Annotated in this window: 14 protein-coding genes; 3 read left to right on the top strand and 11 right to left on the bottom strand. The window is 72.1% G+C overall.

The genetic code is table 11. The annotated features are described in order from the left end of the window. From dxs to ASF38_RS15490, 3 genes are all read right to left on the bottom strand, one after another. Window positions 1-1,345, bottom strand: a 1,345-nt coding sequence (gene dxs, locus ASF38_RS15500; RefSeq protein WP_235497764.1) for a 1-deoxy-D-xylulose-5-phosphate synthase, incomplete at its 3' end; no start/stop codon positions are given. A 46-nt stretch (window positions 1,346-1,391) separates the two neighbouring features. Next, the gene (locus tag ASF38_RS15495; protein ID WP_056577264.1) at window positions 1,392-1,895 is read right to left on the bottom strand and encodes a flavin reductase family protein; all 504 of its coding nucleotides are present in this window, start codon (window positions 1,893-1,895) and stop codon (window positions 1,392-1,394) included. A 50-nt stretch (window positions 1,896-1,945) separates the two neighbouring features. Next, window positions 1,946-3,700 (bottom strand): alkaline phosphatase, encoded by a 1,755-nt coding sequence (locus tag ASF38_RS15490; RefSeq protein WP_235497763.1) that lies wholly within the window; start codon window positions 3,698-3,700, stop codon window positions 1,946-1,948. A 130-nt stretch (window positions 3,701-3,830) separates the two neighbouring features. On the opposite strand from ASF38_RS15490, the gene xylB reads away from it, so the two are divergent. The 3 genes from xylB to ASF38_RS15475 are packed head-to-tail and all read left to right on the top strand — an operon-like array spanning window position 3,831 to window position 7,583. Then, a complete protein-coding gene (gene xylB / locus ASF38_RS15485; RefSeq protein ID WP_055967924.1) occupies window positions 3,831-5,225 on the top strand; it encodes a xylulokinase in 1,395 nt (464 codons plus the stop codon). 46 nt (window positions 5,226-5,271) lie between these two features. Next, a complete protein-coding gene (gene xylA, locus ASF38_RS15480) occupies window positions 5,272-6,432 on the top strand; it encodes a xylose isomerase (protein ID WP_056577261.1) in 1,161 nt (386 codons plus the stop codon). Between the two features lie 2 nt (window positions 6,433-6,434). Beyond that, window positions 6,435-7,583, top strand: coding sequence for an ROK family protein (locus ASF38_RS15475; RefSeq protein ID WP_056554491.1), 1,149 nt, complete (start codon window positions 6,435-6,437; stop codon window positions 7,581-7,583). A gap of 22 nt (window positions 7,584-7,605) precedes the next feature. On the opposite strand, the gene ASF38_RS15470 is transcribed toward ASF38_RS15475, so the two are convergent. The 8 genes from ASF38_RS15470 to ASF38_RS15435 form a co-directional block, all read right to left on the bottom strand. Continuing rightward, window positions 7,606-8,835 carry an ROK family protein gene (locus ASF38_RS15470; protein WP_056554490.1) on the bottom strand — a complete coding sequence of 410 codons (1,230 nt, stop codon included), beginning with the start codon at window positions 8,833-8,835 and terminating at the stop codon, window positions 7,606-7,608. A gap of 7 nt (window positions 8,836-8,842) precedes the next feature. Continuing rightward, a complete protein-coding gene (locus ASF38_RS15465; protein ID WP_055967913.1) occupies window positions 8,843-10,132 on the bottom strand; it encodes a sugar ABC transporter permease in 1,290 nt (429 codons plus the stop codon). Continuing rightward, window positions 10,129-10,902 carry an ATP-binding cassette domain-containing protein gene (locus ASF38_RS15460; protein ID WP_055967910.1) on the bottom strand — a complete coding sequence of 258 codons (774 nt, stop codon included), beginning with the start codon at window positions 10,900-10,902 and terminating at the stop codon, window positions 10,129-10,131. Before ASF38_RS15460 ends, ASF38_RS15465 begins: the two co-directional genes overlap by 4 nt. A gap of 109 nt (window positions 10,903-11,011) precedes the next feature. After that, a complete protein-coding gene (locus ASF38_RS15455; protein ID WP_055967907.1) occupies window positions 11,012-12,091 on the bottom strand; it encodes a sugar ABC transporter substrate-binding protein in 1,080 nt (359 codons plus the stop codon). A 229-nt stretch (window positions 12,092-12,320) separates the two neighbouring features. Next, window positions 12,321-15,095, bottom strand: coding sequence for an aconitate hydratase (locus tag ASF38_RS15450; RefSeq protein ID WP_156364784.1), 2,775 nt, complete (start codon window positions 15,093-15,095; stop codon window positions 12,321-12,323). 177 nt (window positions 15,096-15,272) lie between these two features. Next, window positions 15,273-16,019, bottom strand: coding sequence for a hypothetical protein (locus tag ASF38_RS15445; protein ID WP_055967901.1), 747 nt, complete (start codon window positions 16,017-16,019; stop codon window positions 15,273-15,275). Between the two features lie 200 nt (window positions 16,020-16,219). Further along, the gene (locus ASF38_RS15440; protein ID WP_055967898.1) at window positions 16,220-17,092 is read right to left on the bottom strand and encodes a DUF4394 domain-containing protein; all 873 of its coding nucleotides are present in this window, start codon (window positions 17,090-17,092) and stop codon (window positions 16,220-16,222) included. 72 nt (window positions 17,093-17,164) lie between these two features. Then, on the bottom strand, window positions 17,165-18,379 hold the full coding sequence (locus tag ASF38_RS15435; protein ID WP_056554488.1) for a class I SAM-dependent RNA methyltransferase: 1,215 nt from the start codon (window positions 18,377-18,379) through the stop codon (window positions 17,165-17,167). Window positions 18,380-18,418 lie beyond the last annotated feature (39 nt).

Below are 18,418 nucleotides of genomic sequence, written 5' to 3'. Positions count from 1 at the left end.
GGGGCGCGGGGAGCCGCAGGCCCGGGACGATCTGCAGCATCGACATGTCCCACATGCCGTTGTGGCTGGCGCCGTCGTCACCGGTGACCCCGGCCCGGTCGAGCACGAAGGTCACGCCGCAGCGGTGCAGGGCGACGTCGAGGAGCACCTGGTCGAACGCGCGGTTGAGGAACGTGGCGTAGACGGCCACCACCGGGTGGAGGCCCGCCATGGCCATGCCGGCCGCGCTGGTGGCGGCGTGCTGCTCGGCGATGCCGACGTCGAACACCCGGTCGGGGAACTTGTCGGCGAAGGCGTCGAGGCCGACGGGGTAGAGCATGGCCGCCGTGATGCCGACGACGTCGGGGCGTTCGTCGGCGATCCGCACGACCTCGTCCCGGAACACCGAGGTCCAGCCCGCGGGGGCGACGGAGACCGCGTCGCCGGTCTCACGGTCGAAGGGCGGGGCCTGGTGCATCTGGTCGTTCTCGTTGGCCACCGCGATGTCGTAGCCCTGCCCCTTGGTCGTGAGCACGTGCACGAGGACCGGCCCGCCGAACCGCTTGGCCAGCGTGAGGGCCTGCTCGAGCGCCGCGCGGTCGTGACCGTCGACCGGACCGACGTACTTGAGGCCGAGGTCCTCGAACATGCCCTGGGGCGCGAGGGCGTCCTTGACGCCCTTCTTGATGGCGTGCAGGGCGCCGTACGCCGCAGGTCCGACCGGTCCGCCGCGGTTGAGCCGGTCGCGGATGGCGCTGAGGGCAGGCTCGTAGCGCGGGTTGGTCCGGATGTCGGTGAGCCGGTTGGCGAGGCCGCCGACCGTGGGCTGGTACGACCGGCCGTTGTCGTTGACCACGATGACGAGGCGCCGGTCCTGAGAGGCGGCGATGTTGTTGATCGCCTCCCAGGCCATGCCGCCGGTCATGGCGCCGTCGCCGATGACGGCCACCACGTGGTCGTCGCGGCCGAGGACCTGGTTGGCCCGCGCCATGCCCTCGGCGTAGGAGAGGCTCGTGGACGCGTGCGAGTTCTCGACCCAGTCGTGCTCGGACTCGCCGCGGCAGGGGTAGCCCGACAGGCCACCCTCCTGGCGCAGCGTGTCGAAGTCGCCGGCGCGCCCCGTGACCATCTTGTGCACGTAGGCCTGGTGCCCGGTGTCCCAGACGACACGGTCGCGCGGGGACTCGAAGACGCGATGGATGGCGAGGGTCAGCTCGACCACGCCGAGGTTGGGTCCGAGGTGACCGGCGTGCGCGGCGACCGCGTCGATCGTCCGCTCGCGGATCTCGTGCGCGAGGGTCTCCAGCTCGGCGTCGGACAGGGCCCGCAGGTCCGCGGGGCCGGTGATCTGGTCGAGCAACGCCATTAGGTCAGTCTAGCGATCCCGTCCCACCCCCGCCGTCTGCCTCCGCTCAGGTCCGGTAGCGACCCCGCACGTGCGTCAGGGCCTCCCCGTCCCGCAGGTCGACGTGCTCGACGGTGCCGGCGAGCAGCAGCCCCCAGCCCTCGCGACGCGGCTCGGCCGCGTCCAGGCGCACCCCCACCCAGCCGACGGCGTCGGCGAGCCGCGGGCCCCAGGGGCCGTCGTCCCAGGCCCCGAGGGTGAACGGTCCTCCCGGGGCCGGTGCGGTCCCTGCGAACGCGTCGGCGAGGAAGGCGTGGTCGGGCCCGAGCACGTTCACGACCACCGTGGTCGGCCGCGCGTCCCAGAGCGTCGACTCCTCGTCCACGAGGGCCAGGATCCTGGGCGGATCGCCGGCGGCGAGCAGCAGCGAGGAGACGGTGAGGCCGACGCGCGCCCGCCCCTCCCCTGCCGCCCACACCGTCACGGCGGCGGGCAGGCGTCCGCGCAGACGACGGAATCCGTCCCGGTCACCCTCGGGGGACGCGAAGGGGTGCTCGTCGTGGATCGTCACCTCGCCAGCCTAGGCCCACCACCTCGTCCCCCACCGCGTGAGCCGTCGCCTCAGTCCGGCCGGTCCGTCTCCCGCTCGATCGTCTCGCGCGTGTCCTGCTCGGCCGACCTCCCGGCGAACGTCCGGGCTCCGGGCACACCGCGGTCCTGCACGAGGTTCAGCCCGGGGACCCGGTCCTCGACCACGAAGGTCGCCCTGGTGAAGGCCTCGGCCCCCGGCGCCCGGACCTGGGCGAGGCAGCGGAACTCCGCCGTCATGTCCTCGGGCGTGATCCTGGTCCTGACGTACCCGCGGAGGTTGTTCTGGAGACGCAGGTGCGGGTTCCACCGCAGCCAGGCGTGCCCGTCCACGGGGCCGTCCGCCCCGTTGCCGCCCGAGGTGACCGACGAGCACACCAGCTCGGTCCCGACGCTGCGCGTGGTGGGGTCGTCGTAGTCGAGCTTGAGCTCGCCGGCCCAGTGCGCGTGCACGTCCCCGGTGAGCACGACCGGGTTGCGCACGCCGGCGTCGACCCAGCCGCGGGTGATCCGGTCGCGTGAGGCCCGGTAGCCGTCCCACGCGTCCATCGAGACGGTCTTGACCGGCCCGTCGGTGCTGTCGCGCTGGGCGAAGAAGACCTGCTGGCCGATCACGTCCCACCGGGCCCGCGACCTGCGGAAGCCGCCGAGGAGCCACCGTTCCTGGGCCGGGCCCACGATCGTGCGGTTCGGGTCGACCGTGGCCGGGCAGTCGGCCCGGTAGCCGTCGCCGCACCCCTGGTCGTCGCGGAACTGCCGGGTGTCGAGCATGTGGAACGACGCGAGCCTGCCCCAGTGCAGACGCCGGAAGAGCTGCAGATGGTCCCCGCGCGGGATCGAGGAGCGTCGCAGCGGCATGTTCTCGTAGTAGGCACGGAACGCGGCTGCACGCCGGGCGGCGAACCCGGCCGTCTCGAGCGGGTCCTCCGGGGTCCCACCCGCCCAGTTGTTGTCGACCTCGTGGTCGTCCCACACGACGAGCCAGGGTGCGGCGGCGTGCGCGGCCTGAAGGTCGGCGTCGGCCTTGTACTGCGCGTGGCGCTGGCGGTAGGAGGCGAGGTCGACCGTCTCGGGCCCCTCGTGGTTGCGCACGTTCCCACCCGGGGCCACGTAGTCGTTCGCGGTGTACTCGTAGAGGTAGTCGCCGAGGTGCAGGACCAGGTCGGGCCGGTCCTCGGCCAGACGTCGGTACGCGGTGAAGAACCCGTGCTCGTACTGGGCGCACGACGCGAACGCCATGCTGAGCGACGTCGGCATGCTGCCGGCTGCGGGCGACGTCGTGGTCCGTCCGACGGTCGAGACGTGGCGCCCCGCACGGAACCGGTACCAGTGCTCACGGCCGGGGTCGAGGCCGTCGACCTCGACGTGCACGCTGTGCGCGTCACGCGGCAGGGCCGTCACGCTGCCCCTGCGCAGCACGCGGCGGAACCCCTCGTCGGCGGCGACCTGCCATGTCACCTCGACCGGACGCGGGGGCATCCCGCCGAGCCCGTCGGCTGCCGTCGGGTCGAGCGCGAGGCGGGTCCAGAGCACGAACCCGTCGGGAACCGGGTCGCCCGACGCGACGCCGAGCGTGAACGGGGTGCGACGCAGCGCGACGGCGTGGGCTCGGCGGTCGACGGCGGCCCCCGAGGCCGTCGTCGGTCGCACGGCGACGGCGGCGGCGCCGAGCGCCAGGCCACTGCCCAGGAGCCGACGCCGGGAGGCGGCGGCGGTGGGACCGGTCGGGTCGGTCGGAGGGCCGGCCTCCGAGACAGGAACGGATGGACGAGAGGTGGAGAGGGTCACGCCGCTCATCGCAACGGCACCGGGTGAACGCCGTTCGACACGGAGGGAAGCGTCGGTGGTCGGAACGGCGTCGTGACCTGGGACACGTCCGCGCTTGACTTTGTTCGGACACTGAACGAATAATCGGGACATGCCCCTCGTGCTTGGCGTCGACTCCTCGACGCAGTCCACCAAGGCGCTGCTCGTCGACGCCGACGACGGCACCGTCGTCGAGTCGCGCACCGCCCGGCACCCCGAGGGCTCGAGCGTCGATCCCCGCGCCTGGCTGGCGGCCTTCGACGAGGCCGCCGGGCCCCTGCTGCCGCGGGCGGCAGCGCTGGCCGTCGGTGGACAGCAGCACGGCATGGTGGCGCTCGACGCCGACGACCTCCCGGTGCACGACGCCCTGCTCTGGAACGACACCCGCTCCGCCGGCGCCGCGGCGGACCTCGTCGAGGAGATGGGCGGCCCCGCCGCGTGCGCGGAGGCCGTGGGCAGCGTGCTCGTGGCCTCCTTCACCATCACCAAGCTGCGCTGGCTCCGCGACCACCGGCCCGACGCCGCCCGGCGGACCGTCCGCGTGATGCTGCCGCACGACTACGTGACCTGGCACGCCTCGGGTCAGCGGGCCGAGCCCGTGACCGATCGCGGCGACGCCTCCGGCACGGGCTACTACTCCGCCGTCGACGACGCCTATCGGGCCGACCTGCTGGAGCTGGCGCTCGGCCGCGTCCCGCACGTGCCGCGGGTCGCCCAGCCGGCGGAGCAGGTGACGACGACCGCCGACGGGTGCGTCGTCGCCGCCGGCACCGGGGACAACATGGCCGCGGCCCTCGGCCTCGGACTGGTGGCCGGCGACGTGTCGCTGTCGATCGGCACCTCCGGTGTCGCCTCGGCGGTCAGCGAGAAGCCCGTCGCCGACGCGACCGGCGTCGTCACCGGCTTCGCCGACGCGACCGGCCGGTACCTCCCCATGGCCACCACCATGAACGCCGCGCGCATCCTCGACCTGCACGCGAGGCTTCTCGGGGTCGACCACGACGGCCTCGCGGACCTGGCCCTCGCGGCACCGGCCGGCGCCCACGGGCTCACGGTCAGCCCCTACTACGCCGGCGAGCGCAGCCCGAACCGTCCGGACGCCACCGGCACCTGGGCCGGACTGACCCCCTCGACGAGCCGCGAGGACGTCGCACGGGCAGCGGTCGAGGCCCTGCTCTGCTCGCTCGCCGACGCCCTCGAGGCGGTCGCCCAGGGCTTCGACAGCCCCGGCACCGTCGAGCGGGTGCTGATGATCGGTGGTGGCGCGCGGAACCGCGCCGTCCAGGCCCTGGCGCCGGCCGTGCTCGGCCGAGCGGTCACGCTCCCGGGCGACGCGGAGTACGTCGCCCTCGGCGCGGCCCGACAGGCCGCCTGGTCGCTCTCCGGCTCCGCCGAGCCGCCGGTGTGGGCGCTGCCCGAGAGCCGCGTGCTCGAGGCCGCCCCCCTCCCCCACGTCCGTGACGCCTACGCCTCGTTGCGCGAGCTCACGGCGCCCTGGACCACCTGACCTCCCCGTTCACGACCGACCACCCGAACCCCTCGAAAGGCCTGACATGACCGTCCCCACCCCCGTCCCCACCGACAAGTTCTCCTTCGGCATCTGGACGGTGCAGTACGCCGGCCGCGACCCCTTCGGCGAGCCCACCCGCGCGGCGATGGACCCGGTCCACGCGCTGGAGAAGCTGGCCGAGCTCGGCGCCTACGGCGTCAACTTCCACGACGACGACGTGGTGCCCTTCGGCTCCTCGGAGTCCGAGCGCGACGCGATCCTCGACCGGTTCCGCAAGGGCCTGGCCGAGACCGGGCTCGCCGTCACGACCGCGACCACCAACCTCTTCGGCCACCCGGTCTTCAAGGACGGCGGCTTCACGTCCAACGACCGCGCCGTTCGCCGGTTCGCCCTGCGCAAGGTCATGCGCAACATCGACCTGGCCGCCGAGCTGGGCGCCCAGGTCTACGTCTGCTGGGGCGGGCGCGAGGGCGCCGAGAGCGGTGCCGCCAAGGACGTGCAGGCGGCACTCTCGCGCTACAAGGAGGGCTTCGACCTGCTGGGCCAGTACGTCGTGGACCAGGGCTACGACCTGAAGTTCGCCATCGAGCCCAAGCCCAACGAGCCCCGCGGCGACATCCTGCTCCCCACCATCGGGCACGCGCTCGCCTTCATCGACAGCCTCGAGCGCCCCGAGATGGTCGGCGTCAACCCCGAGATCGGGCACGAGGAGATGGCCGGGCTCAACGCGGCCCACGGCTACGCCCAGGCGCTGTGGCACGGGAAGCTGTTCCACATCGACCTCAACGGCCAGTCGGGGCCGCGCTACGACCAGGACTTCCGCTTCGGCGCCGGCAACGCGCGTGGCGCGTTCTGGATCGTCGACACCCTCCTGCAGGGCGGGTACGACGGGCCGGTGCACTTCGACTTCAAGACCCCGCGCACGGAGGACGAGGACGGCGTGTGGACGGCGGCCGCCGCCTGCATGACCAACTACCTCGTGCTGCGCGAGAAGGCCCTGGCCTTCCGTGCCGACCCCGAGGTCCAGGAGGCGCTCGGCGCAGCGCGTGTGCCCGAGCTCTCCGAGCCGACGCTGGCCGCCGGCGAGACCTGGGCCGACCTGCAGGCCGAGATCGGCGAGGACCCCGAGGTCCTCGGCGCCCGCGGCATGGCCTTCGAGCACCTCGACCAGCTCGCGCTCGAGCACCTGTACGGGGTGCGCTGAGCATGCCCCCGGCCGCCCCCGACCAGCTGCGCCGGGCCAACACGGCGCTCGTCGTCCGCACGCTGCGCGACGCCGGCCCGAGCAGCCGCACGTCGCTGGCCCGACGCACCGGTCTGGCCAAGGCCACGGTCGGGGCGATCGTCGGGGAGCTGTCGGAGCGGGCTGTCGTCGTCGAGGGAGACGCGTCGTCGCAGGGCCGGGGCCGACCGTCCCGGCCGGTGGAGCTCGCGGCGGGCTCCGTGCTCGGCCTGGGCCTTGAGGTCAACGTCGACTACGTGGCCGCCGCACTCGTCGACCTCGCCGCCACGCAGGTCCTCACCACGACGCGCCAGGTGCCCGACGGTGCCGACGCGCTCGAGACACTGGTCGAGCTCGCCCTCGAGGTCGCCGACCAGGCCCCCGGGCGCATCGTCGGGGCACACCTCGCCGTGCCGGGGCTGGTGGAGCGTGACCACGCCACGGTCGCGCTCGCGCCGAACCTCGGCTGGACGGGCACCCGGCCCGGTGACGTGCTCGCCGAGGCGCTGGGCGTCACCGTCCTGGTGGACAACGACGCCAACCTCGCCGCGGTGGCCGAGTCGACGCACGGAGCCGCCCAGCAGTCCGTCTCGACGCTGTACATCACCGGGACCGTCGGCATCGGCGCCGGCATCGTGCAGGACGGCCGCCTGGTGAGGGGATCGGGATTCGCCGGCGAGGTGGGCCACATGCCGATCGGCGACCTGGGTCGCCGCTGCGCCTGCGGTCGGCAGGGGTGCTGGGAGACCACCGTGGGACTGCGTGCCGCGCTCGCCGCCGTCGGGATGCGAGCCTCGGGCACTCCGATGGAACGTGCGGCGAAGGTGGCGGCGAGGGCTGAGACCGACGCCGACGTGGCGACCGCGCTGGACGTGCTCGGCGCGCAGCTCGGTCACGGACTGGCCACCCTGTGCACGGTCCTGGACCCCGAGGTGATCGTCCTCGGTGGCTACTTCCAGCCGCTGGCCCCATGGATCCTGCACAGCGCGCAGGACGTGGTGCACCGACGGCTGCCCGCAGCACACCATCAGCGCCCGGACGTCCGGGTCGGCACGCTCGGGATCGAGGCCGCCGCCCTGGGCGCGGCCGAGCAGGCCCTCACCGACGTGCTCGAGGGCTCCGTCGCGCTCTGAGGACCCGCCGGTCGTGTCGTGCTCAGGCGACGCTGAGCGCTGACTCGACGTCGACCTGCGCCGCCGCCAGGCAGGTGACGGGGTCCGCGAGCAGCCGCTCGAAGGCCGTCTCGGCCGCACCGACGAGCACGGCGTCGGCGCCGAGTCCCGGCAGCTCGATCCGCACCAGCTCGCGCGGCGCCACGAGGGCGGTGTCGTGCAGCGTGCGGTCGACCTCGTCCTGCACGTGCGGGTACAACGAACGCAGGAAGCCGCCGAGGACGACGACCCGCGGGTTGAGCAGGTTGACGGCGTTCGCGAGCCCACGGCCGAGGAGCCGACCGACCTCCCGCAGGTCGTCGTCGACCTCCTGCAGCCCGTCGAGCATCTCCCCCAGGGACCCGACCCGGTCGGGCGGGCAGCCGATCGCCTCGGCGATCGCGTGCGCGCCGACCTGGGTCTCCCAGCACCCTCGGTTGCCGCAGTGGCACTCCCGGCCGGCGGGGTCGAGGGACATGTGCCCGATCTCCCCGGCGTACCCACCCGCACCCACCAGTCGATGGCCGTCGACGATGACGCCCGCACCGACGCCGACCTCGCCGGACAGGTAGACGAGGTCGGCGACGTCGACCCCGGCACCCCGCAGGTGCTCGGAGAACGCCCCGAGGTCGGCGTCGTTGCCGAGCTCCACCGGAGCGATGCCGCCCAGCCGGTCCGACATGATCGCGCTGAAGGGCACGTCACGCCAGCCGAGGTTCGGGGCCAGCCGGACGAGACCGTCCGAGCGTCGCACGACGCCCGGCACGGCCATCCCGACGCCGACCAGCGCACTGCCCGGTGAGGCGTCGCGCACGACCAGCCGCAGCATGGCCATGACCGCGTCGGCCACCGCGTGCGGGTCGCGCGACGCGGGGATCGGACCCGTGGCCCTGGCCAGGATCGCGCCGCCCAGGCCGACCCGCGCGACGGTGAGTCCGTCGACGCGGACGTCGACCGCGAGCACGTGCGCGCCGTCCTGGGTCGGCACGACGTCCGGCGACGGGCGCCCGGCGCTGCTGCGCACCGCCTCCGACCTGACCTGCTCGGCCAGTCCGAGCCCCTGGAGCTCGGTGACCAGCCCGGCGATGGTGCTCCGGTTGAGCCCCATCGCGGACGTCAGGTCGGACCGGGAGACCCGGCCCAGCAGGTGCACGTGGCCCAGGAGCGTGCCCAGGTTGTGGCGCCGGACGGCCTCCTGGTTGGTGCCCGCCCCGGACCGCGCGCTCGTCTGCACGACCGGCTCAGCTCACGCCGGACGCCGAGCGGCGCCGGCGGGACACCGCGTCGACCGCTGCGGCGAGCAGGAGCACCGCGCCGGTGACGACGTAGTTGATCCAGCTGGCCTGGTTGAGCAGGCCCAGTCCGTTGATGATCGTCGCGATGACCACGCCGCCGATGACCCCGTCGCGGGCCTTGCCCTTGCCGCCGAACAGGCTGGTGCCACCGATGACGGCCGCACCCACGGCGTAGAGCAGCGTGTTGCCCGCACCGGAGGAGGGCGACACCTTGCCGGCGTAGGACGCGGCGAGGATGCCGCTGATCACGGCGGTCGACGTGCAGAGGACGAAGACGGAGATGCGGATCTTGTCGACGTCGATGCCGGCCCGTCGGGCCGCCTCGCGGTTGCCGCCCACCGCGTAGACGTGGCGCCCGTAGCGCGTGCGGCTCAGCACGAAGGTGAAGATCACCAGCAGCACGCCGACGAGCAGCAGCACGTAGGGCACGCCCTGGATCGGGAAGTTGGGGTTGCGGCTGCGGTTCAGGCTCAGCAGCGCCGTGAGACCGAGCACCACGACGCCCATGCCGGCGATCTTGACGAGCAGCAGGCTCAGCGGCTGGTGCGCGAGACCGCGGCTCACCTGGGTGCGGTAGCGCAGCAGCGTGAGCGCGGCGAAGGCGAGGACCGCGATGACCGCGATCGTCCACCCGGCGACCACCGGCATGTTCTTGATGGTCAGGCCGCGCAGGACGGGGTCGGCGACGCGCACCGACCCGCCCTGGCCGATGAGCTTGAGGGTCAGGCCCTGCAGCGCCAGGAAGAACGCCAGGGTCACGACGAAGCTGGGGATGCCCAGCTTGGCCACGAGGGCGCCGATCAGGGTGCCGAGCACGGCACCGAAGACCAGTCCGCCGACGACCGCCAGGTACCACGGGAGCCCGTGGTCGACGATGGCGAGCGCCGCGATCGCGGCACCGGCGCCGCCGGCGACACCGGCGGACAGGTCGATGTCGCCGAGCAGCAGCACGGGCACCAGCCCCATCGCGAGCACGCAGATGGCACCCGACTGGGTGATGAGGTTGGCGATGTTCAGGGCCGTCAGGAAGGTGTCGCTGGCGGCGCTGAAGACGATGAACAGGATGATGAGCCCGAGGGCCGCCGGCAGGGCGCCCATCTCGCCGCCGCGCAGGCGGTTGAGGTAGGCCTGCCAGGCGTCGCCGAGCGTGGCCGCCTGGCGGGCGTCGATCGCGAAGTCGGTCTCGGCCAGACCGCTGCCGCCCTTCGAGGACGGATCGGTGGGGGTGGTGGTCATGATGCCTCTCCGACGGACGTGAGACCGAGGTCGCCCGAGCGACCTGCGGTGATGAGCTCGACGACCTGGGTGTTGGTGACGTCCTTCGTGGCCACGTCGGCGGCCACGCGGCCCAGGTACAGGGCGGTGATGCGGTCGGCGACCTCGAAGACGTCGACCATGTTGTGCGAGATGAGGACGACGCCGAGGCCCTGGTCGGCCAGGCGGCGCACGAGGTCGAGGACCTGGCGGGTCTGCGCGACGCCGAGGGCGGCCGTCGGCTCGTCGAGCAGCACGACCTTGGAGTTCCAGAGCACCGACTTCGCGATGGCGACGGTCTGGCGCTGGCCGCCCGAGAGGCTGGCGACGCTCTGGCGCACCGACTTGACGGTGCGCACCGAGAGCGACGCGAGGGTCTCGCGGGCCCGGGCCTCCATGGTCGCCTCGTCGAGGGCCGGACCCTTCATGAGCTCGCGGCCGAGGAAGAGGTTCTCGACGATGTCGAGGTTGTCGCAGAGGGCGAGGTCCTGGTAGACGACCTCGATGCCGAGGGCCGAGGCGTCGCGGGGACCGTGGATGTCGACGGGCTCGCCCTCGAAGTAGCGCTGGCCCGAGTCGGCGGAGTAGATGCCGGCGATGGTCTTGACGAGCGTGGACTTGCCGGCGCCGTTGTCGCCGACGAGGGCGGTGACCTGCCCGGGGTGGACGGCGAGGTCGACGTCGTGGAGGACGTGGACGGCGCCGAAGCTCTTGTTGATGCCGCGCAGCTCCAGCAGCGGGGTGGTGCTCATGTGGTCTCCAGGTGCGTGCGAGGAGGTGGTCGGTCGGTCTCGGGACAGCGAGGGTGTGCCCCGTGGGGGCGGTCCGGCAGGACCGCCCCCATGGGGCGACGGGGGGACGTCAGCTGATGCCGGCGTCCGTGCAGAGCTCCGCGAAGTCGTTCGCGCAGAGGTCGTCCTTCGTGACGCCGCCGTCGTCGACGACGTCCTTCACGTTGTCCTTCGTGATGGACTGAGGCGTGAGGAGGATCGACGGGACCTCGCGGCCACCCTCGCTGTCCTCCGTCGTGCCGTTCGTCTCGGCCTTCTCGCCCTTGGCCAGCGCGATGGCGGCCTTGGCGAGCTCGCCCGCCTCCTGCTTGGCCGACTTGTAGACCGACATGCACTGCTCACCCTTGAGGATGTTCTGCAGGCCCTCGACCGTGGCGTCCTGGCCGGTGACCGGGACGTCGCCCGCCTTGCCGTTCTTCTGCAGGATCGAGATGACCGAACCGGCCAGACCGTCGTTGGCCGCGTAGACGCCCTGGACGTCGCCGTCGACCTTCGTGTAGAGCTGCTCGAAGATCGTCACGGCCTGCTCGTTGTCCCAGTCCGGGACGGCCTGCTCGCCGACGTTCTTGTACGACGTGGTCTTGTCGAGCACGCTGTGCGCGCCCTTCGAGAACAGCGTCGCGTTGTTGTCGGTGGGCGAGCCGTTGAGGTAGATGACGTTGGCGTCCTCGTCGCCGAGGCACGTGGCGAGGCCCTCGCCCTGCAGCTCGCCGACCTTGGTGTTGTCGAACGAGACGTAGTAGTCGGCCGAGCCACCGAGGGTCAGACGGTCGTAGTCGATCGTCTTGACGCCCTGCTGCGCGGCCTTCTCCTGGATCGAGGCTCCGGAGTCGGAGTCGAGGTTGACGATCGCGAGGACGGTCACGCCGTCGGCGATCATGCCGTCGGCGATGGTGGCCATCTTGTCGGCGTCACCCTCGGCGTTCTGGATCTCGTACTCCACGCCGGCGTCCTTGAACGCCGCCTCCAGCGCAGGACGGTCGGCGCTCTCCCAGCGGACCGACGACTTCGTGTCGGGCAGGATCACCCCGATCTTCCCCGCGTCGTCGGAGCTGTCTCCGCCGTCGTTCCCCGAGTCGCTGCCACAGGCGCTGAGCATGAGCGTGGCACCCATGAGGCCGGCAAGCACCAGATTGCGCGTTCGCTTCATACGAACCGCCTCCTTGTTGGTCTCTGGCGACACGGGAACGACATAAAGCCGTCACCGGGACGCAATTGTTGTTTGCGTGAACCTATCGCGTGATGGGGGTCACGTCCAGCACCTGGCGACAATTTCGTGTCGCGAACAACGAATCGGGACGAAGGTCCCCTGCCACCGCCCCCGCACAGCGAGACGCCGCCCCCGAGGGGACGGCGTCTCGTGGGTCGGGCGGTCGGGCTCAGTCGAGCAGGCTGCGCAGCACGTACGGCATGATGCCGCCGTTGCGGTAGTAGTTCGCCTCGCCGGGGGTGTCGATGCGGACGACCGCGTCGAACTCCACGTCCCCCGCCTTGACGTGCACCGTGCGCGGCGTCTCGCCGTCGTTGAGCTTCGTGATGCCGGTGAAGTCGAACGTCTCCTCCCCCGTCAGCCCGAGCGACTCGGCGTTCTCGCCCTCCGGGTACTGCAGCGGGAGCACGCCCATGCCGATCAGGTTCGAGCGGTGGATGCGCTCGTAGGACTCGGCGATGACGACCTTGACGCCCAGCAGCGCCGTGCCCTTGGCGGCCCAGTCGCGCGACGAGCCCGAGCCGTACTCCTTGCCCGCCAGGACGACCAGCGGGACGCCGGCCTCCTGGTAGGCCTCGGACGCCTCGAACACGCTGGTGACCTCGCCGTCGGCGATCAGGTTGCGCGTGTAGCCGCCCTCGGTGCCCGGCGCCATCTGGTTGCGCAGGCGGATGTTCGCGAACGTGCCGCGGATCATGACCTCGTGGTTGCCGCGACGCGAGCCGTAGGAGTTGAAGTCGCGCGGCTCGATGCCGTGCTCCGACAGGTACGCACCGGCCGGGCTGTCCTTCTTGATCGCACCGGCAGGGCTGATGTGGTCCGTGGTCACGGAGTCGCCCAGCTTGAGCAGCACGCGTGCACCGCTGACCTCCTCCACCGGCGAGGGCTCACGGTCCATGCCGTCGAAGTACGGCGCCTTGCGGACGTAGGTCGACTCGGGGTCCCACTCGAACACGTCGCCGTCGGGCGTCGGCAAGTTCTGCCAGCGCTCGTCGCCGGCGAACACGTCGGCGTACTCCTTGCTGAACGTGTCGGACGAGATCGACGACGCGATGACGTCCTCGACCTCGCTCGCCGACGGCCAGATGTCCTTCATGAACACGTCGTTGCCGTCGGCGTCGGTGCCCAGCGGCTCGTTGAACAGGTCGACGTCCATCGAGCCGGCCAGCGCGTAGGCGATGACCAGCGGCGGCGACGCCAGGTAGTTCATCTTGATGTCGGGGTTGATCCGCCCCTCGAAGTTGCGGTTGCCCGACAGCACGGCGGTGACCGCGAGGTCGCCCTCGTTCACCGCGGCGCTGACCTCGGGGATCAGCGGTCCGGAGTTGCCGATGCACGTCGTGCAGCCGTAGCCGACCAGGTTGAAGCCCAGCTTGTCGAGGTACACGTCGAGACCGGACTTGGCGTAGTAGTCGGTGACGACCTTCGAGCCGGGCGCCAGCGTCGTCTTGACCCACGGCTTGCGCTGCAGACCCTTCTCGACCGCCTTCTTGGCCAGCAGGCCGGCGCCGATCATGACCGACGGGTTCGACGTGTTGGTGCACGACGTGATCGCGGCGATCGTCACCGCGCCGTGGTCGAGCTCGAACTCGGTGCCGTCCTCGAGCCGCACGTGCTGCGGGTTGCTCGGACGACCCGCGCCCGAGGGCGCCGGTGCGTTCGGCTTGTCGCCGTTGGTGCCGTCGTCGCTGCTGCTCGGCGCGTCGGACGCCGGGAAGGACTCGGCGACGGCCTCGTCGTACCCGTTGACGTCCTGCTCGGTGTAGTCGGCGAGCGCGGTACGGAACGAACCCTTGCTCTCGGTGAGCGAGACACGGTCCTGCGGACGCTTGGGACCGGCGATCGAGGGGACGACGTCGCCGAGGTCCAGCTCCAGGTACTCGGAGAAGCGCGGCTCGTGGTCCGGGTCGTGCCACAGGCCCTGGGCCTTGGCGTAGGCCTCGACGAGCGCGATCTGCTCCTCGTCGCGACCCGTCAGGCGCAGGTACTTGGTGGTCTCGTCGTCGATCGGGAAGACCGCGATGGTCGAGCCGTACTCGGGGCTCATGTTGCCGATCGTGGCGCGGTTGGCCAGCGGCACCGCGCCGACGCCCGAGCCGTAGAACTCGACGAACTTGCCGACGACGCCGTGCTTGCGCAGCATCTCGGTGATGACGAGCACCAGGTCGGTCGCGGTGGCGCCCTGCGGCAGCTCGCCCGAGAGCTTGAAGCCGACGACCCGCGGGATCAGCATGCTGATCGGCTGGCCCAGCATCGCGGCCTCGGCCTCGATGCCGCCGACGCCCCAGCCCACGACACCGAGGCCGTTGACCATGGTGGTGTGCGAGTCGGTGCCGACGCAGGAGTCGGGGTAGACGACGCCGTTCTTGTCGAACACGACGCGCGCGAGCTTCTCGATGTTGACCTGGTGCACGATGCCGGTGCCCGGGGGGACGACCTTGAAGTCGTCGAAGGCGCCCTGTCCCCAGCGGAGGAACTGGTAGCGCTCACGGTTGCGCTCGTACTCGATCTCGACGTTGCGCTCGAAGGCCTCGGGGGTGCCGAAGACGTCGGCGATGACGGAGTGGTCGATGACCATCTCGGCCGGCGCGAGCGGGTTGATCTTCGTGGCGTCGCCGCCCAGGTCGGCCATGGCCTCGCGCATCGTGGCGAGGTCGACGACGCAGGGGACGCCGGTGAAGTCCTGCATGATCACGCGGGCGGGCGTGAACTGGATCTCCTTGCTGGGATCGGCGTTCGCGTCCCAGCCGGCGAGGGCCTCGATGTCGGCCTTCGTGATGTCGGCGCCGTCCTCGGTGCGCAGCAGCGCCTCGAGCAGCACCTTCAGGCTGAACGGCAACGACGCGACGTCGAGGCCGTCGCCCTTGACCGCGTCGAGCTTGAAGTACGTGTAGCTGGCGTCGCCCACCTCGAGCGTCTGCTCGGCATTGAAGCTGTCGACCATGAGTGTCTCCTTCGCGTCGTGTTCCATCCTGCCGACCACACGGCGTGCTCGCCATGTCAGGTGGGCCTAAGTCGATCCGGAGTGGGAGTGCGACGGGCGGCCCGGCGGTCGGATAAGTCTCTTGATGTCAAGATACATGATGTCAAGAGGAAATCGAGCGAACCCCGCTCGGGCGGTTCAGAGCAGGCCCGGCCAGCGCCAGATCAGCGGCCACACGAAGGACAGGTGAGCGGCGCAGACGGCCAGCACGCCGGCGAGTCCGACCAGGTCGAGCACCACGAGCGCACGTCGACGAGGGTCGGAGGTGACGGCGTCGGCGCCCACGGCCCTGACGACCTCGGTGCCGGCCACCCGGTCGAGGACGCCTCGACGCAGTCCCACCAGGAGCGGCACGAGCAGCAGCAGGACCGCGACGTAGGCGGCGGCACCGACGTGCCACGCCTCGGGCGTGAACCGGCGCAGCACGGTCGGCAGCCCGATCGGGATCGCGGCGACCGCCAGGTCCAGCAGGAGTGCTGCGGTCAGGCCGCGCAGGAGGCCGCGGGGCGCACCGGTGGGCCGTGCGGTCCCGGGGCGGACCACGAGCAGTCCTTCGCGGTGCTTGCCGATGCTGTGCCCCCGCACGCCCTGGCGCCAGCCGTTGTTCCAGACGAGGAAGAGCTCCCCCGCCACCAGCCCGCCGAGGAGCAGGTCGTCGGACCGCCCGACGGTCCAGAGGTCGGGATCGGCCGCACCGCCGAGCAGCCTGGCGAGCAGCACGACCGACGCGCCCGCCGTGAACGCCACGCAGAACAGCAGGGCGTCCTGCGCGAGGGCCGAGCGCCGCAGGTCCGCGACCGACCGGTGCTCGGACCCGTCCTGACGGTCGTCCCCGAGGGCGTCGCCGTCGGGCGCGTGGGGCTCGTGGGTGTCCGGCCCGCTCATCGTGGGGCTCGCCCCGGTCGCTCGAACCCACGTCCGGGTCCGAGACGTGGGCCCGCCGGGGACGCCGCGCACCGCAGACCGAGTGTCATGCGCCCCACCCTGCCCGTGCAGGACCCCGCACACAAGCAAGCGCGCCGCGGGCCACCCCGACCGGTCGGTCGAGATGGCCCGCGGAGCTCACCGGACGTCGTGGACCGACCTCACGGCACCTGGATGGCGATGTCGCCCACGGAGCGGGGGAAGTTGCCCACGCGGGTGGCGGCGCCGCTCTGCAGCTCGATCTCGTAGAGGACCGAGGAGGTGTTCGAGCGCGCAGGACGCAGGACGGCGAAGCCGACGTTGTCGACCGCCACGCCGTCGTCCAGCACGGTCACGATGTCGAAGCCGGCCACGCCGACGGCGTTGGTGCCCAGCGGGCCGGCCAGTGCGAGGGTGCCCGCGTTCGCCGGGACCTGGACCGCCAGCTGGTCGAGCGACGTGTCGATGTCGTAGAGGAACGTGCCGGTCTTCGCGCTCGTGTCGTTGTTCGTGTACGCGACGGCGGTGACGCCCTGGGCGGCACCGTCGCCGTAGGAGAGCGGCGTGTCGACGGCGGTGGTCGGCGTCGGCTGGTTCACGTCGTGGCGCAGGTTCTGGCCCGTGTCGCTCACGATGCGCAGGCGATCGGCCGCCGGGTTGAAGTCGACGCCGAAGTCGCGGCCCTCGAGGGCCACGCTGAGCTGTGAGACCTTGACCGCCTGGCCGTTGCCCGAGTTCACGGTGTAGATGCCGCCGGCGTTGCCCACGCCGTAGTAGCGGCCGTTCTGGACCCGGAAGTCGATGCCGACCAGTCGCTCGTCCTCGCCGGTCAGGCCCTTCACGGGACCGAGGGTGGTGAGGCGGGAGGGCTGGTCGAGGTTCAGCCGGTGCAGCACCTTGCCGTCGCCGGCGAGGCCGAGGGCCTTGCCCGACGGCTCCACCACGGCGGCGTCGGCGGAGACGACGAGGCCGGCGGTGGCGACGAGCGCGACGGCGGCAGCAGCAGCGGCAGCGGCGCGGCGGCGGGAGCGGGGCTGGACGTGGGACGTTCTCATGGCGATCCTCCTGGTCACGTGACCACCGATCGGTGGTCACCAGGGGTTACGCCGGTCGGGTGCGCCGCGTTCTCAGTCGACGTCGGGAATCCGGTCGAGCACCGCGACGCACTCCACGTGGTGGGTCATGGGGAACAGGGCGAACGCCCGCAGGTCCCCCAGCCGGTAGCCGTGCTCGGCGAACGTCGCGACGTCACGGGCCAGGGCCGCGGGGTCGCACGCCACGTAGACGACGCGACGGGCACCGAGCCGCGCCACGTCGGGAACGGCGCGTCGGGCCCCGGTCCGTGGCGGGTCGAGGACCACCAGGTCGACGCCCCGACGGAGGTCGGCGTCGTGACGGAGCGCCTGCTCGGTGGTGGCGGAGACCAGGCGGACCTGGGCGTGCCGGTGCAGCGACCGGCGGGCGTCGCGCGCGGCCTGGGTGTCGGCCTCCACGCTGACCACCGTGCCCTGGGGCCCCACGCGGTCGGCGAGGAACGCGGTGAACAGCCCGACCCCGGCGTAGAGGTCGGCGACCCGATCCCCGGGTCGGGCCTCGGCGGCCTCGAGGACGGCGTCGACCAGGGTGCGCGCTGCTTCCGGGTGCACCTGCCAGAAGCCGGAGCCGGTCACGGTGAAGTCGTGGCCCTCGACGCGCTCGGTGAGCCGCGTGCGACCTGCGCGCCGCGTGCCGTCGGTGCCTGCGACTCCGTCGACGTGGAGGTCCTTGGGCACCGTCGCGTCGGTGACGAGGAGCTGCTGGTCCGTGGAGGAGACGATCGCCTCGACCTGGGGGGCGTCCCAGCGGTGCGACAGGACGTCGGGCAGGCCGGGGTGGGCGATCGGACAGTGCCCGACCGGGACGACCTCGTGGGAGCGGTGGCGGCGCAGTCCTGCGCGTCCGTCGGGGGTGGTCGACCACGTCACGCGGGTGCGCCAGCCGAGGGAGGGACCGACGGCCTCGACCCGCACCTCCCGCTCGATGCCGGCGAGGCGCTGCAGCTGCTCGGACACGACCGACCCGAGCAGCCGCAGCTGGGCCTCGGGGGCGACGTGCTGGAAGTCGCAGCCTCCGCAGACCCCCGCGAGGTCGCACGGCGGGGCCACCCGGTCGGGGGACGCCTCGAGCACCTCCACGGCGTCGGCGCGCAGGTATCGCTTGGTGCGGTCGGTGACGCGGATGCTGACCCGCTCCCCCGGCAGCGCGTGCCTCACGAACACGACCTGCCCGTCCAGCCGCGCCACGCAGGAGCCCCCGTGGGCGACGGGCCCCACCTCGACCACGGGAAGAGCCTCGGACGTCACGCGAACCCACCTCCCCGGGGCTCCGAGCACACCGAACCA

The organism is Aeromicrobium sp. Leaf272 (assembly GCF_001422865.1).
Taxonomy (GTDB): Bacteria; Actinomycetota; Actinomycetes; order Propionibacteriales; family Nocardioidaceae; genus Aeromicrobium.
This window is presented reverse-complemented; position numbering and strand designations above follow the sequence as displayed.